Genomic DNA, 24,452 nt, shown 5'->3' on the forward strand with positions numbered 1-24,452 from the left:
AACGGCTGCTATCAGAAAAGCTGTTCAACGCGGCTTACTGGAAAAAGAGGATTTTAGCGCCGTGCATTAACATGCCTGATGCAAAGCAGGAAGCACCAATCTCATCGAAATGAGATTGGGCAAGAGGAGAAGTAGCGAGAAATGCGAGACTTTTGCTGGTGTTTATCAAAATTACCGTAAAAAATGAAAATCGATCCGGCTGCAAATCCATCAGGAATGCATGGAGCGAAAATTAAAGCCACGAATGGTATCTTAAAGTGTCATCATCTCTTCTGGTAAGAACAATCTCAGCGCTATGTCAGTTTACAGCAGTATTATTGGTTTTATCGATTTTCCGAACCTGATGGATAGTGATAAACGCTGCGGCTAATATCGAGCAGGCGGCAGCTGCGGCGCGTGCCGATGTCGAACGTGCTCTGCAGAAAGTTGACCGCCTGACGCTTCTCGTTGGTAGTAAAGAAGTTCTTCAATACGCTTTGCAGCATCTCCTTATCTGAGTTGAGCGTTTGCAGCTCGCGGGTAAGTGTTTGTAGTTTATCTTCTAACTCTTTGATTCTTCTTCCTTCTTCCGAAGACAGGCCGGAGAATTTCTTTTTCCAGCTATAGAAGGTGGCCTCAGAGATCCCCAGCTCGTCACAAATCTCCCTGACTTTAACCCCTGATTCAGAAGCTTTAATGGCATTTGTGATTTGCTCTTCGCTATATCGTGACTTTCTCATAAATGCTCTTACCTTTCTTATCGATTAATGGATGAGATGTACTGTATTAATATCTGGCACTGTAAATAAACTATTAATGCAGTATTAAAGTGCGCGATTAGAATTGCGTAGGTTAAATTAAGATATTTAGAATAAATATCATCATGGGATAAATCTTATTTTATTCTTATCCGATGGGCGCACCTTCCTGGTGGGGGATTTTTGTTATAGATTCTTCCCATCCCAAATACGAAAAATTTCTACGTACATTTGATATTTAGCACAACGTACTTGCTAAATTCACAGGGAAATGACTTACGAATGGGTTCTGTTTTCATCGTGAAATCGATTCCAGTTTAGCCATTCTGAGCCAAATTTAATCAGAATTATCCTGAAAAAATTCACCGAATCGTGTTCTGATTCTCATTTTTCGGACCAGCCTGGTTTGAAATCTTTAAATAACGCCAGGCCCACTGAGCGCTTGTTAATTCGTTACAGGGACGTTGTACCGAAGCGGTTGAAGTAAGTAATGCAAAGGATGAGTCAATGAAATTAAGCGTAATGTCTAATGCCGCCTGGATGATGTCTGAGAAGATCGTCTCGGTTTTTGGCGTCATATTTGTGACCTCCTACGTGGCGAAATCATTCGGGCCAACCGTATTTGGTCAGATGGCGTTTTCTACCTCTTTATTTTCAATGGTCCAGACCGTCGCCATCTTCGGTACCGAAACTATCTTGTTTAAGCGGATCAGCAAAAGCGCGCCGAAGGGGCTGCGTCTGATGAACGTAGCACGCACGCTGCGCATGATTTTGCTGTTGGTCACCGCGGTACCGGTGCTGGCCTGGGTGTGGTTTACCATGCCGCAAAATTTTCTGGCGTTCACGCTGGCGTCGTTCGTCGCTTCGGTATTCGTGACGCAGGATACTTTCAGCGTTTACAACAACGCGCGCCTCGCTTCCCGGCTCAATACCGTGGCGAACTCGCTCGGCATGCTGCTGAGCTTCACCATTAGCTTCGTTATCGCCTGGCTGCGTCTGAATCCGGCATGGCTGACGCTCTCTATCGTGGCCGTGACGCTGGTGCCTTACGTTATCAAGCGATACAACTTTTACCGCGAAGCGCAGGATATTGCGCCGCCGCAGGAGAAACGCAGCGCCTATCTGCGCTATCTGATGTACGCCGGCTTGCCGCTGGCGATCTCCAGCATCTTTATTTCAGTACAGGTAAAAGCGGCGCAGATGTTTTTAGCCGGCATCGCGTCGGCAAGCGACCTCGGGCTCTTTGCGGCGGCCAATACGATTGCGGCTTCGTGGATTTTTATCCCCGTGGCGCTCATAACTTCATGCTTCACTGAAATCTTCAGAGAACGCGGCGAAGTGGCTATTAAGCTGGCAGCGCGGCTTAACGGCTATGTCATGGGAGTTTCACTGATGATGCTGCTGGTTATCGCGCTGTTCGGCGAGAAAATCATCATCGCTTTGTACGGTTCAGAATACACACAGTCAGGAAGTCTCATTACGTTGTTGTCAATGGCGACCTGTTTCTCCGCTATGGGCACCGTAGCCTACCGCTACATGGTGAAAGAGGGTGGTTTCAACTATCTGTTGAAGAAAATCATCTGCCTGATGGTTATCAGCCTGCCGCTTTCATGGTGGCTGATCCAGGGCTACGGCATTATGGGCGCCGCATGGAGCGTCTTCGTGTCGGAACTCTTGTCCCTCACCGTAATGAATTACTTCTTCAAAAACGGCGTCATTCAAAGAATTCAGGTTTCCTCACTCAACTACAAAACCTACAAATGAGGTCAGATATGTTTAAGTTGAAAGATGAACTCAGAAGAAGTGTGCAGTACTTCATTAAGAAGATGCCCTGGGCATACCAGGACCGCATTTACTACTTCCACAAGTTCAAAAAATTGCCCAACTTGCGTCAACCTAAGGTCTTCAACGAAAAGGTGCTGTATCGCAAGTTCGTCTATGGCGACTACCAGATTTACGGCCGCCTTTCAGATAAGTATTCGGTGCGTGACTATATCGCCGAGAAGATTGGCAACGAGTATCTGATTCCGCTGGTGCATGAGTCGACCGATCCGGCATCGTTGAACAGCCTGCAATGCTGGAAGGGCACGGTGATCAAGCCGAACCACGCTTCCAACATGGTAGAGATCCTGCTGGAAGAGCCGGACGCGCTGCGCAAGCAGCAGATTATCAACAGCTGTTATAAGTGGCTGAAAACCGACTTCGCCAACGAGGCGCGCGAGATCCACTATCGCTATATCAAGCCGCGTATTCTGGTCGAGAAGTATATCGGCGACGGCAAAACGGCGCCGATTGATTACAAGTTCCATATGTTCAACAAGCGCGACGGCCGCTTTGAATATGTGCTGCAGGTGATCTACAACCGCTGCCAGCCGCAGCTCTCGATGAATTTTTACGTCAACAATCTGACCGAAGCGTTCCACAAGATTCGCGATACCGGCCTGGATGTAACGAAAATCGCTGACTCGCTGCAGCACGCGCTCGATCTGAGCAAAAAGCTGGCGAGCGATTTCGACTATGTGCGTGTGGACTGGTATATCCACGAAGATCATATCTACTTCGGCGAGCTGACCTTTACGCCGGGCGCAGGTCTGGTGACGGGACTGGATCGTGGGCTTAATCAGATGATGGGAGATATGTGGATTCAGGATCGCCGCGGCACGCAGATACCGGGCGTTTCGGTGCAGGACGTGAACATCCCTGCGCTGTTGAAGAAAGTTTGAGTCACACAGCAAAATAAAAAACCCCGCGCTGCGGGGTTTTTTATTACAGGCGGCTAACGAAGCCAAAACGAAGCTGGCATGGGCCGAAGAGCAAAGCGTCCCGCGCCATGGAAGGCGCGGGCCGAGCGAGCATGGATGCGTTAAGCGACTTTGCGATCGGGCCATGCCAGCTTCGTCAGCTCTGTGTAACCATAGCAAAATAAAAAACTCCGCTATGCGGAGTTTTTTATTGGCTAACGATTAAGGCATCGGCCAGTCGGGCGGGGTCTGGCTCATCACCTGAATAAAGGTATCCTTAGTCACCAGCATAAAGTGATGCACGTTTTCCATGCTCAGCGAGATGCCCAGCAGCCCCATCACGAACCAGCAGGTCATGCCGAGGCCGACGCCGCCGCACATAAACGCCATCACGTGATGGCTGCTCTGACGGAATTTAATTTTAAGGGTGCTGGCAAAAAACATCATGATTGCGCTGAGCAGTTCCCAGCGCATGACAATCAAGCTGGTGGTTAGGGTCGCCATCGACTTAAGCCTCTGAATCTAAGTGATTATCCCTGACGGTTACCGGACATCACTGGCGACGAAAAGCGTGGTCAGGGAAAGGCTTTTCGCCGTCATAAAGGGTGTAATGTGTGAGATGTGTCACATTATATCACCAGATTTGATTTTTTGAACAAACTTTGTACCTGGTATGGTAGAAAGTTTTTATCGCAATGTTGGCGGTGACATGAGGCTATCAGGCGAGGAAAACGGCAAGGTGCGCCCGCTAAGGGCGCCTGGGGCTTAGCGAACCGGGCAGCATTCCCCGGTGGTGCGCTGGGTATAGCTTGTCGCAGGTTCGCTGCAGTCGAAGCTCAGCATGCGTGGGCGCTGAATCGCCTGGCGACGCATAAAGTGGCGATAGGCGGTTGGCGTCTGCGAAAACTGACGGCGGAAAACGCGGGAAAAGGTCTGCTGTGAGTCATAGCCATACTGCATCGCGATATCAAATACCGGACGCTGCGTCTGGCGCAGCGCTTCCGCCGCCAGCGTCAGGCGACGTTCACGAATATAGCCGCCCAGCGTCTGTTTCGTCACGGTACGGAACATACGCTGCAGGTGCCATTTTGAGTAGCCAGACCTGGCCGCCACTTCATCGATAGAGAGCGTCTTATCCAGGTTTTGGTCGATCCAGCGCGTCAGGGAGTGAATGATCTCTTCTTGCATCATAATCTCGTCCTTTAGTTCTGAGGGATTCGTTATTTGACGGAGGCGAGTATAATTCCTCAAGTTAACTTGAGGTAAAGAGCCAGATGAAAAAAGATCGCAACTACCCGAAACCGGTTCTGACACCGGGCGAAGTCGCGCGCCGCAGCGGCGTGGCGGTCTCCGCGCTGCACTTTTATGAGAGCAAAGGGCTGATCTCCAGCACGCGCAACGGCGGCAACCAGCGCCGCTACAGCCGTGACGTGCTGCGGCGCGTCGCCATTATCAAAATCGCTCAGCGCATCGGCATTCCGCTCGCCACCGTCAGCGATAGCCTGATGCATATTCCCGCCAACAAGCGCATGTCGACCCACGAATGGGATGCCCTGAGGCAGCACTGGCGCGAGGAGCTGGATAAGCGCATTGAAACCCTGACGCGCCTGCGCAACGACCTCGACGGCTGCATCGGCTGCGGCTGCCTGTCGATGCGCGACTGTCCGCTGCGCAACCCCGGCGACCGGCTGGCGCAGCAGGGTTCCGGCGCGGTGCTGCTCGATCCGGAGCAGGATGAGAAAGGCGAGCCGCCGCGCTAAAGAGGATGAGCGCTATACTTGCCTGACATTCATAACAGGAATTCACTATGATTACCGTCCACCACCTTGAGCAGTCGCGCTCGCACCGCGTGCTGTGGCTGCTGGAAGAGCTGGAAGTGCCTTACCAAATCAAACGCTATCAGCGCGAGGCATCAATGCTGGCGCCGGAGGCGCTGAAAAAGGTCCATCCGCTCGGCAAGTCGCCGGTCATTACCGACGGCAACCAGGTGGTGGCTGAATCAGGCGCCATCCTTTCTTATCTGGAAGGCAAATATGACAGCGAACAGCGACTCACCTCTCTCGACGAGCAGGCGCGTCTGCAGGCGAATTACTGGCTGCACTACGCCGAAGGATCGCTAATGCCGCTGCTGGTGATGAAGCTGATCTTCGGCCGCCTCGGCAAGGCGCCGGTGCCCTGGCTGCTGCGTCCGGCGGGCGCGGCGCTGGGCAAGGGTATGCAGAAGGCCTGGCTTGATAAGCAGCTGGAGCCGCATCGTCAGATGATCGAGCACCATCTGGCCGCTCAGCCCTGGTTCGCCGGCAAGCGCTTCAGCATTGCCGATATTCAGATGAGTTTTCCTTTGCTGGCGCTGCAGTCGCGCGGCGGCCTGGAAGATATGCCCGCCACGGCGGCCTGGCTTGAAAGCGCACAGCAGCGCGCCGCCTGGCAGCGCGCCGTTCAGCAGGGCGGCGAGGTAATACCCGGCGGCTAAACGGCAAAAAAGCCCGCAACATCAGCAAGTAACGCGGCGACGTCCCTGATGCCGACGCCGCACCCACCTTCAGCCACTCTTTACACACCCTTTTGTATCCTGAATTAAGGCAAGGAAGCAGTTGAAAATCGGCTGCCAAACGCCGGATAATCCTCTGCCTTTTATCTCTCCGCATAGCGGAGAGTTATCCGCCGCGAAGTAAACGTTTGCCTGCCGTCTGGCGCGCCATTGCGCCGGATTGATAACCAGGGATTTTGCAGGCAGCGACGCAGGGCGTTTCACACAACAAAAAATTCTTGAGGCTCAACTATGTCATACGAATCACGCTCGTCCGCTGGCAAGCTGGACGCCTGGTTCTCTGTTTCTGCACGCGGCAGCAGCGTCCGGCAGGAAATTCTGGCGGGACTGACCACCTTCCTGGCGATGGTCTACTCGGTGATTGTGGTGCCCGGCATGCTGGGCAAAGCGGGCTTTTCGCCTGCGGCGGTCTTCGTCGCCACCTGTCTGGTCGCCAGCGTCGGTTCTATCGTGATGGGAGTGTGGGCTAACCTGCCACTGGCCATCGGCTGCGCCATCTCGCTCACCGCCTTTACCGCCTTTAGCCTGGTACTTGGCCAGCATATCAGCGTGCCGGTGGCACTCGGCGCGGTCTTCCTGATGGGGCTGCTGTTTACCTTTATCTCCGTGAGCGGCATCCGCGCCTGGATCTTGCGCAATCTGCCGATGGGCGTGGCGCACGGCACCGGGGTGGGCATCGGCCTGTTTCTGCTGCTGATCGCCGCCGACGGTATCGGGCTGGTGGTGAAGAACCCCGCGCCCGGCATGCCGGTGGCGCTGGGCCACTTCACCTCGTTTCCGGTGATGATGTCGCTGCTGGGGCTGGCGGCGATTGTCGGGCTGGAGAAGCGCCGGGTGCCAGGCGGCATTCTGCTCACCATCATTGCCATCTCGATTCTCGGGCTGATCTTCGATCCAGCAGTGAAGTTTCAGGGGCTGTTCGCCTTGCCCAGCCTGCGCGACAGCCAGGGCGAGTCGCTGCTGTTCAGCCTGGATATTATGGGCGCGCTACAGCCGGTGGTACTGCCGAGCGTGCTGGCGCTGGTGATGACGGCGGTGTTCGACGCCACCGGCACCATTCGCGCGGTGGCGGGGCAGGCGAACCTGCTGGATGAGAAGGGCCAGATCATCAACGGCGGACGCGCCCTGACCACCGACTCGGTCAGCAGCCTGTTTGCTGGCCTGGTCGGCGCGTCGCCTGCGGCGGTCTATATCGAATCCGCGGCCGGCACGGCGGCGGGCGGCAAGACCGGTCTGACGGCGATTGTGGTCGGCCTGCTGTTCCTGGTCATTCTGTTTATGTCGCCGCTCGCTTATCTGGTGCCCGCCTACGCCACCGCGCCCGCGCTGATGTATGTCGGCCTGCTGATGCTGAGCAACATAGCAAAAATCGACTTTGGCGATTTCGTTGACGCGATGTCTGGTTTGGTTACGGCAGTATTTATCGTGCTGACCTGCAATATCGTCACCGGCATCATGCTTGGTTTCGCTACGCTGGTGGTCGGCCGCCTGTTCGCGGGCGAGTGGCGCAGGCTGAACGTGGGCACCGTCGTCATCGCGGCCGCGCTGGTGGTTTTTTATGCCGGAGGCTGGGCGATCTAGTTGTAAACGCGGGCGGGGCCAGCCTCGTCCGTTACATTCTCCTGATTTTTGACCCGCCGCACGCGTGACGTGTCACTCTCTGCGCACTTTGCTTTACACTTTAGCGCTCACAACATTTTTTCTGACTTTACGATTCGCCTAAGGAAAGCATGGAAATCTTCTTCACTATTCTCATTATGACGCTGGTGGTGTCGCTCTCCGGGGTGGCCGCGCGCATCTTGCCGTTCCAGATCCCGCTGCCGCTGGTGCAGATCCTCGCTGGCGCGCTGCTCGCCTGGCCGACCTTCGGCCTGCATGTCGATTTCGACCCGGAACTCTTCCTGGTGCTGTTTATTCCGCCGCTGCTGTTTGCCGACGGCTGGAAGACGCCAATCAGCGAGTTCCTGCATCATGGACGGGAAATTATCGGCCTGGCGCTGGTGCTGGTGCTGATTACCGTGGTCGGCATTGGCTACCTCATCTACTGGACGGTGCCAGGCATTCCGCTGATCCCCGCTTTCGCGCTGGCGGCGGTGCTGTCGCCCACGGACGCCGTGGCGCTCTCCGGCATCGTCGGCGAGGGGCGCATTCCGAAGAAAATCATGTCGATCGTGCAGGGCGAGGCGCTGATGAACGACGCCTCTGGCCTGGTCTCGCTGAAGTTCGCCGTTGCGGTGGCGATGGGCACCATGGTCTTTACCTGGGGCGGCGCCAGCGTCGAGTTCCTCAAAGTCGCGATCGGCGGCCTGATTGCGGGCGTGGCGGTCTGCTGGCTCTACGGTAAATCGCTGCGCCTGCTGAGCCGCTGGAGCGGCGACGATCCGGCGACGCAAACCGTGCTGCTGCTGCTGCTGCCGTTCGCCTCCTACCTGATTGCGGAACATCTCGGCGTTTCCGGCATCCTGGCGGCGGTTGCGGCGGGCATGACCATTACCCGCTCCGGCATTATCCGTCGCGCGCCGCTGGCGATGCGCCTGCGCGCCAACAGCGTCTGGCAGATGCTGGAATTCGTCTTCAACGGCATGGTGTTCCTGATGCTCGGCCTGCAGCTGCCGGACATTATCGGCACCTCCATCGACGCCGCCAACGCCGATCCCAACGTCGAGCTCTGGATGCTGTTTACCGACATTATCCTGGTCTACGGCGCGCTGATGGTGGTGCGCTTCGGCTGGCTCTGGATTATGCAGCGTCTCAGCAAGCGCGTGCTGAAGAAGAAGCCGATGGAGTTCGCCAACTACTCGCTGCGTGAACTGCTGATCGCCACTTTTGCCGGCGTGCGCGGCGCCATTACCCTGGCGGGCGTGCTCTCTATCCCGCTGTTTCTGACCTCCGGCGAGCCGTTCCCGGCACGCTATGAGCTGGTCTTTATCGCGACCGGCGTGATCCTGTTTTCACTGCTGGTGGGTGTGGTGCTGCTGCCGCTGCTGCTGCGCGGCGTGGACGGCATTGATAAAGCCGGACACCGCCGCGAGCTGCAGAATGCCCGGGCGGTAATGGCGAGCGTGGCGATTGAAAGCCTGCATAAAATGGAAGAGCGGCTGGAGAACAGCAGCGAAGAGAATATCGATCCTGAGCTGCTGAAAGAGGTCAGCCTGCGCGTTATCGGCAATCTCCGCCGCCGCGCCGACGGCAAAAGCGATCTGGAGCAGGCGCTGTTCGCCGAGAACCTGGAGCGTCGCTTCCGCCTGACCGCGCTGCGTGCCGAGCGCGCCGAGGTTTATCACCTGCGCGCAACCCAGCAGATCTCCGATGAGAGCATGCAGCGGCTGCTGCGCGATCTCGACCTGCTGGAAGCGGTGCTGATCGAAAAAGAAGAGTAGGCCCCGCGCCGCGCCTAGACCGACAGGCGCGGCGCCTCATCCGGCCAGTGCTCGCGGCAGCAGGCGATCCACGCCTGCGCGCTGCGCGACAGATAGCTCCCCTCCCGCCAGATCAGTCCCAGACTCCACATCAGCTCCGACTCCAGCGGCAGCCACAGCAGCGACTGCTTATCCAGCCGCTGACAGATCGGCTCCGGCAGGATCGCCAGCCCCATCTCCGCCTGCACCATCGCCGCCAGAAAATCCCACTGTCCGCTGCGCACCGCGATATGCGGCGTGATGCCCAGGCGCTGGAACGCCTTCATCAGCTGGCGGTTCAGCGAGAACTCCTCGTTGAAAATCAGCAGCGGATGCGCCGCCAGCTCCGTCAGCGCGATATGGCTGCGGTTAAGCCAGGCGGCCTGGCGCGGCACCAGCACGCAGAGCGGATGGTGCATCAGGGGCAGCGTGTTCAGCGGCAGATCGGGATCGACAGGCAGCGCGGTCAGGGCAATATCCAGGCTGCCCGCCAGCACCGCCTGCTGCACCGTGAGGCCGCCAAATTCGGAGATGTTCAGGGTGACGCCAGGATAGCGGCGGCGAAACGCCGAGATCGAGCCGGCGATCTGCATGCCGACCATCGGCGGGATGCCGAGGCGCAGCTCGCCAGTTTTCAGCTGGTTAATGTCGCCGATCTCCGCCTCAAGCTGGTGGAATTCCTGCAGAATCGCTAGCCCGCGCTGGTAGACCGCCTGGCCGCTGTCGGTCAGATGCAGCTTGCGGCCGTCGCGCAGCAGCAGCGTGCAGCCCAGCTCCTCTTCGAGCTGGCGCAGCATTTTACTGATGGTGGGCTGCGTCACATAGAGCTTCTGCGCGGCGCGGGTAAAACTCTGCTGGCGCACCACCTCGGTGAAGTAGCGTAACGCACGGACGTCCATAACTATTCCCTTTTGGCATGATTGGAATAATTTTAATTCATTTTTTTCACCTTCTGTTGCGGATTTATACTAAGCGCCGAATCTGATGAGGGGAGAAAAGAGAATGGCGCTAGCGCTCAGCCCGCAGCCTGTGGGCAGGCTGCAACGACTCTGGCTGCCGCTGCAGCTGCTGCTGTATATCGGCATGTTTATCGCCTGCGATCGTCTGGTGAGCTGGCTGCACCTGCCGCTGCCCGCCAACATCGTCGGCATGCTGCTGCTGCTGGCCCTGATTGTCACGCGCGTGCTGCCGCTGCGCTGGGTCAGGGCGGGCTCGCGCTGGCTGCTGGCCGAAATGCTGCTGTTCTTTATTCCGGCGGTGGTGGCGGTGGTGAACTATGGCGACCTGCTGCGCGTCGACGGCTGGCGCATCTGCGTGGTGATTGCGCTCAGCACCGTACTGGTGCTCGCCTCCACCGCGCTGGTGGTCGATCGTCTCTACCGCTATGAAGTGGCGCGCGCGGCGCGCAGGGAACAGCGCGATGCGTGATGTTATCCTGAGCCTGCTCTGCCTGGCGGTCACGCTGCTGATTTACTTTCTCAACAAGCGTCTCTATCGCCGCTGGCGCACGCTGCTGCTGATGCCGCTGGTGGCGACGCCGGTGCTGCTGGTGGCGCTGCTGCTGCTGACGCACGTCTCCTGGCAGGACTATATTGCCGAAAGCCACTGGCTGCTCTGGCTGCTTGGCCCGGCAACGCTGGCTTTCGCCGTGCCGGTGTATGAAAACATGGCGATTATTCGCCGTCACTGGCTCTCGCTGAGCGCCGGGGTACTGACCGCCACGCTGGTGGCGGTGTGCAGTTCGGTGTGGCTGGCGCGCCTGCTGACGCTGCCTGAGTCGATCCAGCGCAGCCTGGCGGTGCGCTCCATTACCACGCCTTTCGCGCTGGCGGCGGCAAAGCCCATCGGCGGCCAGCCCGATCTGGTGGCGCTGTTTGTGGTGATCACCGGCGTGTTCGGTATGGCGATCGGTGACGCGCTGTTTCTGCGCATCGCGATTAAGCAGGGCGTGGCGAAAGGGGCGGGCTTTGGCGCGGCGTCGCACGGGGCCGGCACGGCGCGCGCCTATCAGCTCGGCGAGCAGGAGGGCGTGGTCGCCAGCCTGGTGATGATGCTTTCCGGTGTCGTAACGGTGGTGCTGGCGCCGCTTATCGGCCGCCTGATGTGGGCCGCCTGACCACAAATTTGTTGATCGACATGTCTGTTTACGTAAAGGTTGCCAAATAGAGTTGTCAGAGGATTTCAGGCTGTTACCCTTTGCGCCGAAATCATTGTCCTTTCATGGAGTGGAATCATGTTTAAGCAACTTATTACCGGGAGCGCACTGGGTCTGGTACTGCTGAGCGGCGCAGCGCAGGCTATCGAAGGCAGCGTGGATGTCGGCGAGCACAACACTAATCTGAACGTCGGTCTGGGCACTACCTCGCCCGGCCTGTTCCTTAAAGGCAACTGGCTGCGCAGCGATCACGACGGCAGCACCTACGGCCTGGGTCTGGGTTACAACGTCGATATCGGCGGACTGCGTCTGGCGCCGACCGCCAAGACCATTTTCACCCATCCGGAAGATGGTAAAGATGGCTTTGCCGTGGCGCTGGGCGGCGGCGCGCAGTACAGCTTCAACAGCATGTGGGGCCTGTACGGCGAGTACTACTACGCGCCAGAAGGTCTGACCGACCATCTCGACAGCTACCAGGAAGCCGCTGGCGGCCTGAGCTTTACGCCGATTTCGCTGCTGAACCTGCGCGTGGGCTATCAGTACATTGAGCTTAATAACAAAGGCGGTCGTAAAGACAACGTGCTGGTGGACGGCCCGTACGTCGGCGCTTCGCTGCGTTTCTAATCAGCGTAATAAACACGTTTGAGCCGGTTGCTTGCGCGACCGGCTTTTTTATTGTCAGGGCTGACGCTTTTTCACCGCTTTTGGCAGACGCGACTGATGAATAATCGCGATGACCTGAATGCCCTCGGGCACCCGAAGAAAATAGAGGTAATGACTTTCGTACGGCCAGTAAAAGACGCCTGGCCAGGTCTCATTGCTGATGTCGATGCCGACCTGATGGCTGGCGAGCATTTGCATCGTCACACGCATGCCCTGCAAATACGCCTGAGTGATGACAGCTCTCCATCGCGTTAATGAATGGGCTTTGACCTCTTTTAAATCCTCCTTCGCTTCATCCGTAAGCCTGAACTGTCCCATTACAGATCCTTCATCAGCTCCTCAAAGACAGCCTCACCGTCGTGCAATTGACCGTTTTCCGCCTGAGCGATAGCGTGCGCCAGTTTAGCCCGCAGGCTTTCTAGCTTAAATTGCTCAAAGGCTTCGTAATCTTCAGCTGGCAGGCAGACAAAGGCGGCGCGGCCATTTTTAGTGATAATAACGGCCTCGTGCTGCGCTTTGTTCATCAGCTCGCCAAAACGCGTTTTTGCCTGGTTAGCGGTAAAACTCAGCATGGTAATTCCTTAATCGTGCGAATCGTGCGATTCGCACTTATTTTAGCCTCTCTGCTGAGAAAAACGCCAGCGTCTGTTCACGCTGGCGGGAAAGATATGACTTAGTGCGACTTGCCCTGCGAGATGCCGATACCGGTCTGCGAGCGGATAAACTGCGCCCGGAAGCGGCCGCGCTCCTGCGCGCCCTGCGGCGAATGGTCGGTAACGGAGAAGAGCCAGGTGCCGACAAAGGCGACGATCATTGAGAAGAGCGCCGGATACTCATAGGGATAAACCGGGGATGCGTGGCCCAGCACCTGCACCCAGACCGTCGGGCCGAGGATCATCAGCACCACCGCCGTGATCAGCCCAAGCCAGCCGCCGATCATTGCGCCGCGCGTGGTCAGCTTCGACCAGTACATCGACAGCAGGATGATCGGGAAGTTACAGCTGGCGGCGATAGAGAAGGCCAGACCGACCATAAAGGCGATGTTCTGCTTCTCAAACAGGATGCCCAGCGCAATCGCCACCACGCCCAGTACCAGGACGGTAATCTTCGACACGCGCAGCTCTTCGCGCTCGGTCGCCTGGCCTTTGCGAATGACGCTGGCGTAAAGGTCGTGCGAGACCGCCGACGCGCCCGCCAGCGTCAGCCCGGCGACCACCGCCAGGATGGTGGCGAAGGCCACGGCGGAGATAAAGCCGAGGAAGGTGCTGCCGCCTACCGCGTTCGCCAGATGCACCGCTGCCATATTGGTGCCGCCGATCAGCGCGCCGCTGGCGTCTTTGAAGGCGGGGTTCGCCCCGACCAGCAGAATCGCCCCGAAGCCGATAATAAACGTGAGGAAGTAGAAGTAACCCATAAAGCCGGTGGCCCAGAAAACGCTTTTACGCGCCTCGCGCGCGTCCGCCACGGTAAAGAAGCGCATCAGTATATGCGGCAACCCGGCGGTGCCGAACATCAGCCCCAGCCCGAGCGAGAGCGCGGAAATCGGATCCTTCACCAGCCCGCCCGGCTGCATGATGGCCGCGCCTTTCGGGTGCACCGCCATCGCCTGGGTAAAGAGATTATTAAAGCTGAAGCCGGTCGCCTTCATCACCATGATCGCCATAAAAGAGGCGCCGAACAGCAGCAGCACCGCTTTGATAATCTGCACCCAGGTGGTCGCCAGCATGCCGCCGAACAGCACGTAGAGCACCATCAAAATCCCCACCAGCACCACGGCGATATGGTAGTCGAGGCCGAACAGCAGCTGGATCAGCTTGCCCGCGCCCACCATCTGCGCAATCAGGTAGAGCGCCACCACCACCAGCGAGCCGCAGGCAGAGAGGGTGCGAATCGGCTTCTGCTGCAGGCGGTAAGAGGCGACGTCGGCGAAGGTGTAGCGGCCCAGGTTGCGCAGGCGCTCGGCGATCAGAAACAGGATCATCGGCCAGCCTACCAGGAAGCCGAGCGAGTAGATCAGCCCGTCGTAGCCGGAGGTGTAAACCAGCGCGGAGATACCAAGAAAGGAGGCGGCGGACATAAAGTCGCCCGCCATCGCCAGCCCATTCTGGAAGCCGGTAATATTGCCGCCGGCGGTATAGTAGTCGTTGCGCGAGCGGGTGCGCTTCGACGCCCAGTACGTAATGCCCAGCGTGGCGGCGACGAACACCACGAACATGCCGATCGCCTGATAGTTGGTGGCCTGCTGCTGCACCGCGCCGGTCAGGGCGTCCGCCAGCGCAGAGGCGGGCAGCAGCGCCAGCAGCCAGAGAGAAAGACGCTTCATGGTTTTACCTCGCTGAGGATCTGCTTCGTCAGGCGATCGAACTCGCCGTTGGCGCGCCAGACGTAAACGCCGGTCAGCACAAAAGAAATCACAATCAGGCCCACGCCGATGGGAATGCCGCGCGTCACGCTGGTGCCGTCATGTAGCGGCGTGCCGAGCCAGCCGGGCGCGAAGGCGATCAGCAAAATAAAACCGACGTAGAGCACCAGCATAATCAGCGACAGCAGCAGGGCGAATCGCTGGCGCTTCTGCACCAGCTCCTGAAAGTGCGGATGACGCTCAATTCGTTGATTGAGCGCCTCCTGCGTGGAAAGGGCGTCGTTCATCACAGTTTCTCCAGAGGTTATGCAGGCGGCAGCCTCACGCTGCTGCGCGAGAAAGGCCTGGTCAGATATTGTTATGTGACTTCAGAAACACACTGCGTAAGGAAAGGGCGGCGGGAAGAAGAGACTTCCCGCCGGTAAGACGGTTTACGGCATACGGAGCGCCTGCTTCTCCTCCAGCAGTTTATCCACGACGCCCGGATCGGCCAGCGTTGATGTATCGCCTAAATTGCTGGTGTCGCCCGCGGCGATCTTGCGCAGAATGCGGCGCATTATCTTGCCGGAGCGGGTTTTCGGCAGCGAGTCGGTCCAGTGCAGAATATCGGGCGTGGCGATGGCGCCGATCTCTTTCCGCACCCAGCTGCGCACCTCGGTATAAAGCTCCGGCGACGGCTCTTCGCCATGGTTCAGCGTGATATAGGCGTAGATCGCCTGGCCTTTAATGCTGTGCGGAATGCCCACCACCGCCGCTTCGGCGATTTTGGGATGCGCCACGAGCGCAGACTCGATCTCGGCGGTGCCGAGACGGTGGCCGGAGACGTTGAGCACGTCGTCGACGCGGCCGGTGATCCAGTAGTAGCCATCTTCGTCGCGGCGCGCGCCGTCGCCGCTGAAATAGCAATTTTTGAAGGTAGAGAAGTAGGTCTGCTCAAAGCGGTCATGATCGCCGAACAACGTACGCGCCTGGCCCGGCCAGGAGTCGGTGATCACCAGATTGCCTTCCGCCGCGCCCTCCTGCGGATTGCCTTCGTTATCCACCAGCGCAGGCTGCACGCCGAAGAAAGGTTTGGTCGCGGAGCCCGCTTTCAGCTCGATGGCGCCCGGCAGCGGCGCGATCATAAAGCCGCCGGTTTCGGTCTGCCACCAGGTATCGACAATCGGGCAGCGGCCGTCGCCAATCTTGTTGTAGTACCACTCCCAGGCTTCCGGGTTAATGGGTTCGCCCACCGAGCCCATAATACGCAGGCTCTTGCGGCTGGTGCCCGCAATCGCCTTGTCGCCTTCCGCCATCAGGGCGCGGATCGCCGTCGGCGCGGTGTAGAGCAGGGTCACATTGTGTTTATCCACCACCTCCGCCATGCGGCTCGGTTTCGGCCAGTTCGGCACGCCCTCGAACATCAGCGTGGTGGCGCCGCACGCCAGCGGCCCGTAGAGCAGATAGCTGTGACCGGTGACCCAGCCGACGTCGGCGGTACACCAGTAGATATCTTCCGGGTGATAATCGAAAACATATTTGAAGGTGGTCGCCGCATAAACCAGGTAGCCGCCGGTGGTGTGCAGCACCCCTTTCGGCTTGCCGGTAGAGCCAGAGGTATAAAGGATAAACAGCGGATCTTCCGCCTGCATCTCGGCAGGGGCGTGCTGCTCGCTCGCTTTATCCATTAACTCGGACCACCAGAGGTCGCGGCCATCCTGCCAGTCGATCGACCCGCCGGTGCGCTTCAGCACTACCACATTTTTCACGCTGGTGACGGCAGGGTTTTTCAGCGCGTCGTCGACATTTTTCTTCAGTGGGATAGGGCGTCCAGCGCGCACGCCTTCATCTGCGGTAATCACCAGTTTCGCGCTGGAGTCCACCACGCGGCCCGCCACGGCATCTGGCGAAAAACCGCCAAATATCACCGAATGCACCGCGCCGATGCGCGCGCAGGCGAGCATCGCCACCGCCGCTTCGGGCACCATTGGCATATAGATCGCCACCACGTCGCCTTTTTTCACCCCCAGCGACAGCAGCACGTTGGCGAAGCGGCACACCTGGTTATGCAGCTGACGAAAGGTCAGGGTCTTGCTTTCGCTGGCATCATCGCCTTCCCAGATAATGGCGGGACGATCGCCGCGCTTTTCCAGGTGGCGATCGAGGCAGTTGGCCGCCAGATTGAGCGTGCCGTCCTCATACCAGCGAATAGAAATGTTGCCCGGCGCGAAAGAGCTGTTTTTCACTTTGCTATAGGGCTTGATCCAGTCAAGGATTTTCCCCTGTTCGTCCCAGAATGCATCCGGGTCACTGACGGAGTGCTGATACATCGTCTGATACTGCTCGGCAGTGATCAGGGCGTTCGCGGCAATGTCGGCAGGTATCGGGTGTTTATATTGTTGGCTCATGGCGGATCTCCTTGAAGATGTTAATAATATGTCAATCAAAGGTTAAGTGAAGCCTGAGCCAGTGCTTTGTTTCTTTTTTGCGCCTTAGATCACGACAGCGCGCGCCCCACCTGCAATCGCTTGCAAAATCGTCGAACAAACGGCGCCATCTGCTCTTATCGCTGGCGAAAAAGAGAGCAAACGCACCCGTTGCCTTTTTGCGCAGCGCTGCATAGCTATGCGGTAAATCAGGTAACTATTACTTTTTAGAACAGCAGGTTAGAGTTTTTATAACTAAACAGCATTTTATGCTATAAGAGTGGCTAATCTTTAATCGAACACGCCAGGGGTTGCATTTACCACAGTGAAAATGGTACTTATCTCGCCCCTGCTCAGCAGGACTCAACCAGACGGCGTCTGAAAAAAGTACGGGAATTTTCGCATTTTCGTCGAGGACGCTGTCCTCAATAACCCTCTAATTTACCGGGCTTTTGCTCACTTCCCTGTGTGTATCCTTCTCTGCACCTTCGCAGCGTAGCAATAGGGGTTTTGACTGAGGAAATAACGCGTTATGAAAGGTTTTAAAATAAGCCTGGCCTGGCAGATTCTGATTGCGCTGGTGCTCGGCATCGTTGTCGGTTCAGTGCTGCATAATCAGCCAGACGATCGTGAATGGTTAATCACCAACATTCTCAGCCCGGCGGGCGATATCTTTATTCATCTGATCAAGATGATCGTTGTGCCTATCGTGATTTCATCGCTGATTGTCGGCATCGCCGGCGTGGGCGATGCCAAAAAACTGGGACGAATCGGTGTCAAAACCATCGTCTATTTCGAAGTGATCACCACCCTTGCCATTGTGGTCGGCATTACGCTGGCTAACGTGTTTCAACCCGGCACCGGCATTGATATGTCAACGCTGGCAACGGTGGACATCTCTAAGTATGAAGCCACGACCGAAGCGGTGCAGAACGGGCCTCACAGCCTGGTCGCCACCATTCTGTCGCTGATCCCGCAGAATATCTTCGCCTCGCTGGTGAAGGGCGACATGCTGCCGATTATCTTCTTCTCGGTGCTGTTCGGCATGGGCCTGTCGGCGCTGCCGTCGGAGCAGCGCGATCCGCTGGTTAATATCTTCCGCAGCGTGTCGGAAACCATGTTTAAAGTGACGCACATGATTATGCGTTACGCGCCGGTGGGCGTCTTCGCGCTGATCGCCGTGACCATCGCCAACTTCGGCTTCACCTCGCTTTGGCCGCTGGCGAAGCTGGTACTGCTGGTTTACGCCGCGATTCTCTTCTTCGCGTTTGTGATCCTCGGCGGCGTGGCGCGCTTCTGTAAGCTGCGCATCACCACCCTGATGCGTATCCTGAAAGATGAGCTCATCCTCTCTTACTCAACCTCCAGCTCGGAAACCGTGCTGCCGCGCATCATGCAGAAGATGGAGGCCTACGGCGCACCGAAGGCGATCACCAGCTTCGTGGTACCGACCGGCTACTCCTTTAACCTTGACGGCTCAACGCTCTATCAGAGCATCGCCGCCATCTTTATTGCGCAGCTTTACGGCATCGACCTGTCGCTGACCGACGAAATCATCCTGGTGCTGACGCTGATGGTGACCTCCAAGGGCATCGCAGGCGTGCCTGGCGTGTCATTCGTGGTGCTGCTGGCGACGCTGGGCAGCGTCGGCATTCCGCTGGAAGGCCTGGCCTTTATCGCGGGCGTCGACCGCATTATGGATATGGCGCGCACCGCGCTTAACGTCATCGGCAACGCGCTGGCGGTGCTGGTTATCGCCCGCTGGGAGAACCAGTTCGACGCCGAGCAGGCGAAGGCCTACGAGCTGAAGCTGCGCGCGCAAACGGCCAGCTAACGTTTCTTACAGGCGACTCCTCTTGCAAACAAGCGGATAAGACGGCCCGAAGAGCAAAGCGTCCCGCAACAAGGATGTTGCGGGCCGAGCTGCCAGGGATGGCGCTTTTTGCGTCTTTGCGATCGGGCCGTCTTATCCGCGCAGGCTCCGGCTTTCCAGGCAACATCAGGCCATGTAACAGGGTTCAGACAACGTCTGAACCCTTTTTTTATCCCGTAAATATGTTAAAACCGGGCCTGGATAAATCATGCCCGGAGCACCTCCCATGACAATCGACCTCAGCCAGCTCATCACCGAAGGCCGCAACCCGGCCAGCCAGAACATCGACGAGCTCTCCACCGACGCCATGCTGCGCGTCATCAACAACGAAGATAAAAAAGTGGCGCTGGCGGTCGACGCGATCGTGCCGCAGATCGCCCAGACGGTCGACGCCATCGTCGCCGCCTTCGCGCAGGGCGGCCGACTCATCTACAGCGGCGCAGGCACCTCCGGGCGACTCGGCATCCTCGACGCCAGCGAATGCCCGCCGACCTTCGGCACGCCGCGCGACCAGGTGGTAGGGCTCATCGCCGGCGGCCACAGGGCGATACTGCAGGCGGTAGAAAACGCGGAAGACGACCGCGAGCAGGGCGCGCAGGATCTGCGCGACATCCAGTTCAGCGCGAAAGATGTGCTGGTGGGCATCGCCGCCAGCGGCCGCACCCCCTACGTGCTGGGTGCGCTGGAGTATGCCCGGACGCTTGGCGCCACCACGGCGGCGCTCACCTGTAACCCCAACAGCGCCATGGCGCAGGCGGCGGACATCGCGATCACGCCGGTGGTCGGCCCGGAAGTGGTCACCGGATCCTCGCGCATGAAAGCAGGCACCGCCCAGAAGCTGGTGCTCAACATGCTCACCACCGGCGCGATGATCCGCAGCGGCAAAGTCTACGGCAACCTGATGGTCGACGTAGAAGCCACCAACCAGAAACTGGTGCAGCGCCAGATCAACATCGTTATGCAGGCCACCGACAGCGACGAAGCGAGCGCCAGCCGCGCGCTGGCGGCCTGCGACGGCCACTGTAAAACCGCCATTCTGATGCTGCTGGCTGACATTGACGCTGAAGAAGCCCGCGCGCGGCTCAACAGGCATCAGGGCTTTATCCGCCGCGCGCTGCAGGGCTAAAAACGCGATTATTAAAAAGGGCTAACGAATGGCGATTAAGCGGCTGGCGGGTCAAATGCTCGCCAGCTGCTTTTTTAGCGGTGAAAATTAATTACTACCTCTAAAGCCAGGGTCTTTTGCTGCCGAAAAGATAAAAAAACATAACGGATAATTTTCCGGAATTCAGCAGCCCTCTCAAGGACCACCATGCGCAACAATCAGCCTGTCACCCAGCGCGAATTCGTGTTTGACGATGACGCAACGTTAATGTCGACCACCGATATCAACAGCATCATCACCTACGCCAACGACGCCTTTATCGAGGTCAGCGGCTTTACGCCGGAAGAGGTCAACGGCCAGCCGCACAACATGGTGCGCCATCCCGACATGCCGCCGGAGGCGTTTGCCGACATGTGGGCGACGCTGAAGCAGGGCGAACCCTGGTCGGCGCTGGTGAAAAACCGCCGTAAAAATGGTGACCACTACTGGGTGCGCGCCAATGCGGTGCCGGTGGTGCGCGACGGCAAAGTACAGGGATTTATGTCGGTGCGCACCAAACCCGGCGAAGCGGAAATTCGCGCCACTGAAGCGCTCTACCGTGATTTTCGCGAAGGTCGCGCAAAAGGGCGCCGCTTCCATAAAGGGCTAATCGTCCGCACCGGCTGGCGTCGCGTCGGGTCGCTGCTGAAAACGCTGCCGCTGCGCTGGCGCATCCGCCTGCCGCTGATAACGCTGCTGCCGCTGGCGGCCCTCAGCGCCGCGCTGCTCGGCATGACGCCCGCCTCGCTGGGCTGCTTTAGCGGCGGCATGGCGCTGCTGCTGCTGCTGACCAGCCTGTGGATGGAACAGCAAATCTCGCGCCCCATCGAACGCATGTGCCAGCAGGCGCTCAGCGTCGCCACCGGCGCCAGCCATAAGGTCGAGCAAATCGATCGCGTCGATGAGGTGGGGATGACGCAGCGCGCGATCGGCCAGCTCGGCCTGATGTTCCGCTGGCTGGTGGATGACGTCAGCGGCCAGGCGATTAACGTGCTGAGCGCCAGCGACGCCATCGCCAACAGCAACAGCGAGCTAAGCCGCCGCACCGAACAGGCGGCGGCCAACGTGCAGCAGACTGCCGCCACCATGAATGAAATGACCGCCACGGTGAAAAGCAACACCGAAACGGCGGGCGAGGTGAATACGCTCTCGGCGCGCACCAGCCAGGCGGCGAGCAAGGGCGGCGACGTAATGCAGGAGATGGTGGGCATGATGGCAGAAATCGCCGAAAGCTCGCAGCGCATCGCCAGCATCACCAGCGTGATTGACGGCATCGCCTTCCAGACCAATATCCTTGCGCTCAACGCAGCGGTGGAGGCGGCGCGCGCGGGCGAGCAGGGCAAAGGCTTCGCGGTGGTGGCGGGAGAAGTCCGCAACCTGGCACAGCGCAGCGCGAAGGCCGCCAGCGAAATCAAAAGCCTGGTGGAAACCAGCGCCAGCCGGGTTGAGCTCGGCAGTCGACACGCCGATGCGGCGGGACGCACCATGCAGGACATCGTCGCGCAGGTGCAGAACGTCTCGTCGCTGATCGCGCAGATCAGCGCCGCCACCGCCGAGCAGTCCACCGCGCTGAGCGAAGTCTCGACGGCGGTCGAGGATCTTGACGACATCACCCACCGCAACGCGGCGCGCGTGCAGGAGAGCGCCGAAGCGTCCGGCCGCATGGCGCACCAGGCCAACCGCCTGGTGGAAGCGATCAGCGTCTTCCGCTAAGAGGCGCGCGCCTCCTCCCGCCCGGCGCGCAGCGCGCCGGGCGGCTGACCAACAATACGCTTAAAGGCGCGGCTAAAAGCGGCGAGCGAGCCGTAGCCGAGCTGAAACGCCACCGCTTCCACCGCTTCGCCGTTATTGACGATGCGCTGCACCGCCAGCCGCATGCGCAGCTCAGTCAGATAGCGCAGCGGCGTCATGGTGGTGGCGTTCTGAAAGCGCTCGGCGAATACCGAACGCGAGCAGCCCGCCACGCGCGCCAGCCGCTCTACCGTCCAGTTCTCTCCCGGTTCGCGGTGCATGGCGGCGATCGCCTTGCTCAGGCGCGGATCGCGCATCGCCTGCACCAGCCCGCTGCCCTGGCCGCAGCCGTTCTCTACCCAGCCGCGCACGATCAGCGCTGCGACCACGTCTGCCAGCCGCGACAGAATACCGGCGAAGCCGGCGTGGCGCGTGCGCGACTCGCGCTCCATGGCGTCGAGAATCGGCTGGATCTCCGGATACTGCGACAGCAGGGTGCTTACCAGCATGATATCCGGCATGGTATTGATCAGCGGCTGCATGCCGCCCAGCTCGAACTTCATACAGGCGCTGAAAAGGATCACGCTCTCCCCGTCGTCGCAGGCGTCAGCGGGCGCGCCGATGGCGCAGACGCTGTCGCAAATCGGCTTACTGCTGAAGGCGGCGATATTCGCGCAGTCGGCGTCGGGCGAGGAGAGCAGGCTGTGAGGTTTGCCGTGAGGGATCAGCAGCGCGTCACCGGTATTGAGGGTGAACATCGCGCCCGATGCGCCACGCACCAGCAGCGGGCCTCGCCCGACGAAGTGAAACTGCGCGCGGCCCGGCGCATGCTCATAGCGCAGCCCGAAGGGCGCCGCGAGCTGAATGCGCTGATAGGTCACGCCGTGCAGCCGCATGCCCATCAGCAGCTCGCTGGTCAGATCTTCAAAGTGGCTCATTGCATTCCAGACGAATTATCAATAATGAAGGTGTTGCCATCATAGATCGTCTTGCCTGCTCCCTCTATGCTCCAGCCTTAATAAATTTTTGATGGAGAAGCTGCATGAGTCTGAGTACAGAAGTGGCTGATGAGGTTTCCGTACCTGTGCGTCCCGCCTGGGGCGCGGTCTTTTCAATGGCGTTTGGGGTCTTTGGCCTTATTACCGCCGAATTTCTGCCGGTCAGCCTGCTGACGCCGATCGCCGCCTCGCTGCAGGTGTCGGAAGGACAGGCGGGACAGACGGTAACGGTAACCGCGCTGGTAGCGCTGCTGACCAGTCTGGTGGTGGGCAGCGTCACGCGGCGACTCGATCGTCGCGTGGTCATGCTCGCTTTTACGCTGCTGCTGGTCGCCTCGGCGCTGCTGGTGGCGCTGGCGAGCAACCTGACGCTGATCCTGCTGGCGCGCGTGCTGCTCGGCATGGCAATAGGCGGTTTCTGGACGCTCTCCACCGCCATCACTATGCGTCTGGTGCCCAGCGATCAGGTGCCGCGCGCGCTCTCAATCGTCTTCAGCGGCATTTCGCTGGCGACCATTATCGCTGCGCCGCTCGGCAGCTATCTTGGCGGCCTGATCGGCTGGCGCAATATTTTTATGCTGACCGCCGGTCTGGGCCTGCTGGCGCTGATCTGGCAGAGCTTTACCCTGCCGGCAATGCCACCGGAGAATAAGGCGCGCAGCGGCGGCGTGCTCGACCTGCTGCGCAGCGGGCTGATGCGCTGGGGCATGCTGGCGGTGATTATGATGTTTACCGGCCACTTCGCCTTCTTTACCTACCTGCGTCCCTTCCTGGAGAGCAGCGCGCAGCTTAATCTCAACCAGCTCTCTCTGGTGCTGCTGGCGTTTGGCGTGGCTAACTTTTTCGGCACCTCGCTGGCGGGCTATCTGGTAACGCGCAGCGTCTCGCTAACGCTGAGCGCGATGGCGCTGGTGATGAGCGCCACCGCGCTGCTGCTGGTGAGCTTTGCTGACGTCGCCTGGCTGGTTGGCGCGGGCGTGGCGCTGTGGGGCCTGGCGTTTGGTTCAATGCCGACCGGCTGGTCCACCTGGATCTCGCGCGCGGTGCCGGACGACGCCGAATCGGGCGGCGGCCTGCTGGTGGCCACCATCCAGCTGGCGATCACCGCCGGCGCGGCGGCGGGCGGATGGATGTTTGACCTGCAGGGCGCGGGCGGCGTCTTTCTCGCCAGCGGCGTGCTGATGCTGCTCGCCTCGCTCACCATCTTCACGCGCGTGCGACATCACGGCTAACAGGCCAAAGGGTAGCGAAATATGCTGCCCTTTTTCTTTATCCCAGCGGGTTAACCTTTTGCGGCGCCGCTACACCCAATGTGCGATTTGATTGTCAGTAAATTTGATAAAGAAGGGCAATTATCTCCGCTATCCGCCGTCTCTTCCCCGGTCTATTATTCATATCAACAAGGCGACACGCCTTATCTGACTAAACATCTACTGAGGAATTGACCATGAAAACCATCAAAACTTTTGCTGCTGTAATCGCTCTCTCCGTTCTTCCGCTGACCAGCTTCGCACAGAGCGTGACCGCGACTGACTCTACCCTTGACGGTGCGGAAGCGAAAATCGCGGCGCAGGCGAAAGAAGCGGGCGCCTCGTACAAAGTGACCGAAGCCTACAATAATAACGGCGTGCACATGACGGCTGAGCTGCTGAAATAAGTCTGACCGGCTGTTGCTGACAGGACGCCTTCGGGCG

The 24,452-nt window shown here is 58.8% G+C and carries 24 protein-coding genes; 14 read left to right on the plus strand and 10 right to left on the minus strand.

The features are described from left to right. Positions 1–323: 323 nt before the first annotated feature. Complete coding sequence (locus tag Q9R34_RS13050; protein ID WP_033749162.1) at positions 324–719, minus strand: transposase; 396 nt, start codon at positions 717–719, stop codon at positions 324–326. A 525-nt stretch (positions 720–1,244) separates the two neighbouring features. On the opposite strand from Q9R34_RS13050, the gene Q9R34_RS13055 reads away from it, so the two are divergent. After that, positions 1,245–2,501, plus strand: coding sequence for an MATE family efflux transporter (locus tag Q9R34_RS13055; RefSeq protein ID WP_434124170.1), 1,257 nt, complete (start codon positions 1,245–1,247; stop codon positions 2,499–2,501). 8 nt (positions 2,502–2,509) lie between these two features. Next, the gene (locus Q9R34_RS13060; RefSeq protein ID WP_434124171.1) at positions 2,510–3,460 is read left to right on the plus strand and encodes an ATP-grasp fold amidoligase family protein; all 951 of its coding nucleotides are present in this window, start codon (positions 2,510–2,512) and stop codon (positions 3,458–3,460) included. Between the two features lie 240 nt (positions 3,461–3,700). On the opposite strand, the gene Q9R34_RS13065 is transcribed toward Q9R34_RS13060, so the two are convergent. Together Q9R34_RS13065 and soxS are read right to left on the minus strand one after the other, a co-directional pair. Next, positions 3,701–3,982: a YjcB family protein gene (locus tag Q9R34_RS13065; protein ID WP_434124172.1), complete on the minus strand. Its 282-nt coding sequence runs from the start codon at positions 3,980–3,982 to the stop codon at positions 3,701–3,703. Between the two features lie 261 nt (positions 3,983–4,243). Beyond that, on the minus strand, positions 4,244–4,669 hold the full coding sequence (soxS, locus tag Q9R34_RS13070) for a superoxide response transcriptional regulator SoxS (RefSeq protein ID WP_485894221.1): 426 nt from the start codon (positions 4,667–4,669) through the stop codon (positions 4,244–4,246). Positions 4,670–4,752: 83 nt separating this feature from the next. Here soxS and soxR point away from each other — a divergent pair, with 83 nt between their 5' ends. The 4 genes from soxR to Q9R34_RS13090 all read left to right on the plus strand — a co-directional run bounded on the left by soxR (position 4,753) and on the right by Q9R34_RS13090 (position 9,409). Beyond that, positions 4,753–5,238 (plus strand): redox-sensitive transcriptional activator SoxR, encoded by a 486-nt coding sequence (gene soxR, locus Q9R34_RS13075; RefSeq protein ID WP_485894223.1) that lies wholly within the window; start codon positions 4,753–4,755, stop codon positions 5,236–5,238. Positions 5,239–5,285: 47 nt separating this feature from the next. Continuing rightward, a complete protein-coding gene (locus tag Q9R34_RS13080) occupies positions 5,286–5,951 on the plus strand; it encodes a glutathione S-transferase family protein (RefSeq protein WP_434124174.1) in 666 nt (221 codons plus the stop codon). Between the two features lie 309 nt (positions 5,952–6,260). Then, positions 6,261–7,610: an NCS2 family permease gene (locus tag Q9R34_RS13085; protein WP_434124175.1), complete on the plus strand. Its 1,350-nt coding sequence runs from the start codon at positions 6,261–6,263 to the stop codon at positions 7,608–7,610. A gap of 149 nt (positions 7,611–7,759) precedes the next feature. Then, positions 7,760–9,409 carry a Na+/H+ antiporter gene (locus tag Q9R34_RS13090; RefSeq protein WP_434124176.1) on the plus strand — a complete coding sequence of 550 codons (1,650 nt, stop codon included), beginning with the start codon at positions 7,760–7,762 and terminating at the stop codon, positions 9,407–9,409. Positions 9,410–9,423: 14 nt separating this feature from the next. Here Q9R34_RS13090 and Q9R34_RS13095 read toward each other — a convergent pair whose 3' ends face one another. Next, a complete protein-coding gene (locus Q9R34_RS13095) occupies positions 9,424–10,326 on the minus strand; it encodes a LysR family transcriptional regulator (protein WP_485894226.1) in 903 nt (300 codons plus the stop codon). Positions 10,327–10,429: 103 nt separating this feature from the next. Between Q9R34_RS13095 and Q9R34_RS13100 the strand changes: the two genes are divergently transcribed. The 3 genes from Q9R34_RS13100 (at position 10,430) to Q9R34_RS13110 (ending at position 12,206) form a co-directional block, all read left to right on the plus strand. Continuing rightward, positions 10,430–10,855, plus strand: a complete 426-nt coding sequence (locus Q9R34_RS13100) for a CidA/LrgA family protein (RefSeq protein WP_434124178.1) — start codon at positions 10,430–10,432, stop codon at positions 10,853–10,855. Beyond that, positions 10,848–11,543, plus strand: a complete 696-nt coding sequence (locus Q9R34_RS13105) for an LrgB family protein (protein WP_485894229.1) — start codon at positions 10,848–10,850, stop codon at positions 11,541–11,543. Before Q9R34_RS13100 ends, Q9R34_RS13105 begins: the two co-directional genes overlap by 8 nt. Before the next feature lie 117 nt (positions 11,544–11,660). Further along, on the plus strand, positions 11,661–12,206 hold the full coding sequence (locus Q9R34_RS13110) for a YfaZ family outer membrane protein (protein ID WP_485894231.1): 546 nt from the start codon (positions 11,661–11,663) through the stop codon (positions 12,204–12,206). Positions 12,207–12,260: 54 nt separating this feature from the next. Here the strand turns inward: Q9R34_RS13110 and Q9R34_RS13115 are convergent, their stop codons facing one another. The 5 genes from Q9R34_RS13115 to acs all read right to left on the minus strand — a co-directional run bounded on the left by Q9R34_RS13115 (position 12,261) and on the right by acs (position 16,994). Further along, complete coding sequence (locus tag Q9R34_RS13115) at positions 12,261–12,563, minus strand: type II toxin-antitoxin system RelE/ParE family toxin (RefSeq protein WP_485894233.1); 303 nt, start codon at positions 12,561–12,563, stop codon at positions 12,261–12,263. Next, on the minus strand, positions 12,563–12,817 hold the full coding sequence (locus Q9R34_RS13120) for a type II toxin-antitoxin system Phd/YefM family antitoxin (protein WP_434124182.1): 255 nt from the start codon (positions 12,815–12,817) through the stop codon (positions 12,563–12,565). The genes Q9R34_RS13115 and Q9R34_RS13120 overlap by 1 nt, the downstream gene beginning before the upstream one ends. Positions 12,818–12,918: 101 nt before the next feature. Further along, positions 12,919–14,568, minus strand: coding sequence for a cation acetate symporter (locus tag Q9R34_RS13125; RefSeq protein ID WP_434124183.1), 1,650 nt, complete (start codon positions 14,566–14,568; stop codon positions 12,919–12,921). Then, complete coding sequence (locus Q9R34_RS13130) at positions 14,565–14,894, minus strand: DUF485 domain-containing protein (protein WP_434124184.1); 330 nt, start codon at positions 14,892–14,894, stop codon at positions 14,565–14,567. Before Q9R34_RS13130 ends, Q9R34_RS13125 begins: the two co-directional genes overlap by 4 nt. Positions 14,895–15,038: 144 nt before the next feature. Next, positions 15,039–16,994 carry an acetate--CoA ligase gene (gene acs, locus Q9R34_RS13135; protein ID WP_485894236.1) on the minus strand — a complete coding sequence of 652 codons (1,956 nt, stop codon included), beginning with the start codon at positions 16,992–16,994 and terminating at the stop codon, positions 15,039–15,041. A 550-nt stretch (positions 16,995–17,544) separates the two neighbouring features. On the opposite strand from acs, the gene gltP reads away from it, so the two are divergent. The 3 genes from gltP (at position 17,545) to Q9R34_RS13150 (ending at position 21,742) form a co-directional block, all read left to right on the plus strand. Further along, positions 17,545–18,846, plus strand: a complete 1,302-nt coding sequence (gene gltP, locus Q9R34_RS13140) for a glutamate/aspartate:proton symporter GltP (RefSeq protein WP_033749181.1) — start codon at positions 17,545–17,547, stop codon at positions 18,844–18,846. A gap of 265 nt (positions 18,847–19,111) precedes the next feature. Then, positions 19,112–20,011, plus strand: a complete 900-nt coding sequence (gene murQ, locus Q9R34_RS13145) for an N-acetylmuramic acid 6-phosphate etherase (RefSeq protein ID WP_485894239.1) — start codon at positions 19,112–19,114, stop codon at positions 20,009–20,011. Positions 20,012–20,197: 186 nt separating this feature from the next. After that, positions 20,198–21,742: a methyl-accepting chemotaxis protein gene (locus tag Q9R34_RS13150; protein WP_485894240.1), complete on the plus strand. Its 1,545-nt coding sequence runs from the start codon at positions 20,198–20,200 to the stop codon at positions 21,740–21,742. Here the strand turns inward: Q9R34_RS13150 and Q9R34_RS13155 are convergent. Further along, positions 21,739–22,698 carry an AraC family transcriptional regulator gene (locus Q9R34_RS13155; RefSeq protein ID WP_485894242.1) on the minus strand — a complete coding sequence of 320 codons (960 nt, stop codon included), beginning with the start codon at positions 22,696–22,698 and terminating at the stop codon, positions 21,739–21,741. The genes Q9R34_RS13150 and Q9R34_RS13155 overlap by 4 nt on opposite strands. A 104-nt stretch (positions 22,699–22,802) precedes the next feature. Here Q9R34_RS13155 and Q9R34_RS13160 point away from each other — a divergent pair, with 104 nt between their 5' ends. Together Q9R34_RS13160 and Q9R34_RS13165 are read left to right on the plus strand one after the other, a co-directional pair. Next, positions 22,803–23,990, plus strand: coding sequence for an MFS transporter (locus tag Q9R34_RS13160; protein WP_434124191.1), 1,188 nt, complete (start codon positions 22,803–22,805; stop codon positions 23,988–23,990). A 215-nt stretch (positions 23,991–24,205) separates the two neighbouring features. After that, the gene (locus Q9R34_RS13165) at positions 24,206–24,415 is read left to right on the plus strand and encodes a YdgH/BhsA/McbA family protein (protein ID WP_485894245.1); all 210 of its coding nucleotides are present in this window, start codon (positions 24,206–24,208) and stop codon (positions 24,413–24,415) included. Positions 24,416–24,452 lie beyond the last annotated feature (37 nt).

Source organism: Enterobacter sp. BRE11, from assembly GCF_031844285.1.
In the GTDB taxonomy this organism is placed as follows: domain Bacteria; phylum Pseudomonadota; class Gammaproteobacteria; order Enterobacterales; family Enterobacteriaceae; genus Pantoea.

What these genes read in the sequence shown, in the direction of transcription:
- Q9R34_RS13050 (WP_033749162.1), bottom strand. Translation starts at nt 719, where the DNA reads ATGAGAAAGTCACGATATAGCGAAGAGCAAATCACAAATGCCATTAAA.
- Q9R34_RS13055 (WP_434124170.1), top strand. Translation starts at nt 1,245, where the DNA reads ATGAAATTAAGCGTAATGTCTAATGCCGCCTGGATGATGTCTGAGAAG.
- Q9R34_RS13060 (WP_434124171.1), top strand. Translation starts at nt 2,510, where the DNA reads ATGTTTAAGTTGAAAGATGAACTCAGAAGAAGTGTGCAGTACTTCATT.
- Q9R34_RS13065 (WP_434124172.1), bottom strand. Translation starts at nt 3,982, where the DNA reads ATGGCGACCCTAACCACCAGCTTGATTGTCATGCGCTGGGAACTGCTC.
- soxS (WP_485894221.1), bottom strand. Translation starts at nt 4,669, where the DNA reads ATGATGCAAGAAGAGATCATTCACTCCCTGACGCGCTGGATCGACCAA.
- soxR (WP_485894223.1), top strand. Translation starts at nt 4,753, where the DNA reads ATGAAAAAAGATCGCAACTACCCGAAACCGGTTCTGACACCGGGCGAA.
- Q9R34_RS13080 (WP_434124174.1), top strand. Translation starts at nt 5,286, where the DNA reads ATGATTACCGTCCACCACCTTGAGCAGTCGCGCTCGCACCGCGTGCTG.
- Q9R34_RS13085 (WP_434124175.1), top strand. Translation starts at nt 6,261, where the DNA reads ATGTCATACGAATCACGCTCGTCCGCTGGCAAGCTGGACGCCTGGTTC.
- Q9R34_RS13090 (WP_434124176.1), top strand. Translation starts at nt 7,760, where the DNA reads ATGGAAATCTTCTTCACTATTCTCATTATGACGCTGGTGGTGTCGCTC.
- Q9R34_RS13095 (WP_485894226.1), bottom strand. Translation starts at nt 10,326, where the DNA reads ATGGACGTCCGTGCGTTACGCTACTTCACCGAGGTGGTGCGCCAGCAG.
- Q9R34_RS13100 (WP_434124178.1), top strand. Translation starts at nt 10,430, where the DNA reads ATGGCGCTAGCGCTCAGCCCGCAGCCTGTGGGCAGGCTGCAACGACTC.
- Q9R34_RS13105 (WP_485894229.1), top strand. Translation starts at nt 10,848, where the DNA reads ATGCGTGATGTTATCCTGAGCCTGCTCTGCCTGGCGGTCACGCTGCTG.
- Q9R34_RS13110 (WP_485894231.1), top strand. Translation starts at nt 11,661, where the DNA reads ATGTTTAAGCAACTTATTACCGGGAGCGCACTGGGTCTGGTACTGCTG.
- Q9R34_RS13115 (WP_485894233.1), bottom strand. Translation starts at nt 12,563, where the DNA reads ATGGGACAGTTCAGGCTTACGGATGAAGCGAAGGAGGATTTAAAAGAG.
- Q9R34_RS13120 (WP_434124182.1), bottom strand. Translation starts at nt 12,817, where the DNA reads ATGCTGAGTTTTACCGCTAACCAGGCAAAAACGCGTTTTGGCGAGCTG.
- Q9R34_RS13125 (WP_434124183.1), bottom strand. Translation starts at nt 14,568, where the DNA reads ATGAAGCGTCTTTCTCTCTGGCTGCTGGCGCTGCTGCCCGCCTCTGCG.
- Q9R34_RS13130 (WP_434124184.1), bottom strand. Translation starts at nt 14,894, where the DNA reads ATGAACGACGCCCTTTCCACGCAGGAGGCGCTCAATCAACGAATTGAG.
- acs (WP_485894236.1), bottom strand. Translation starts at nt 16,994, where the DNA reads ATGAGCCAACAATATAAACACCCGATACCTGCCGACATTGCCGCGAAC.
- gltP (WP_033749181.1), top strand. Translation starts at nt 17,545, where the DNA reads ATGAAAGGTTTTAAAATAAGCCTGGCCTGGCAGATTCTGATTGCGCTG.
- murQ (WP_485894239.1), top strand. Translation starts at nt 19,112, where the DNA reads ATGACAATCGACCTCAGCCAGCTCATCACCGAAGGCCGCAACCCGGCC.
- Q9R34_RS13150 (WP_485894240.1), top strand. Translation starts at nt 20,198, where the DNA reads ATGCGCAACAATCAGCCTGTCACCCAGCGCGAATTCGTGTTTGACGAT.
- Q9R34_RS13155 (WP_485894242.1), bottom strand. Translation starts at nt 22,698, where the DNA reads ATGAGCCACTTTGAAGATCTGACCAGCGAGCTGCTGATGGGCATGCGG.
- Q9R34_RS13160 (WP_434124191.1), top strand. Translation starts at nt 22,803, where the DNA reads ATGAGTCTGAGTACAGAAGTGGCTGATGAGGTTTCCGTACCTGTGCGT.
- Q9R34_RS13165 (WP_485894245.1), top strand. Translation starts at nt 24,206, where the DNA reads ATGAAAACCATCAAAACTTTTGCTGCTGTAATCGCTCTCTCCGTTCTT.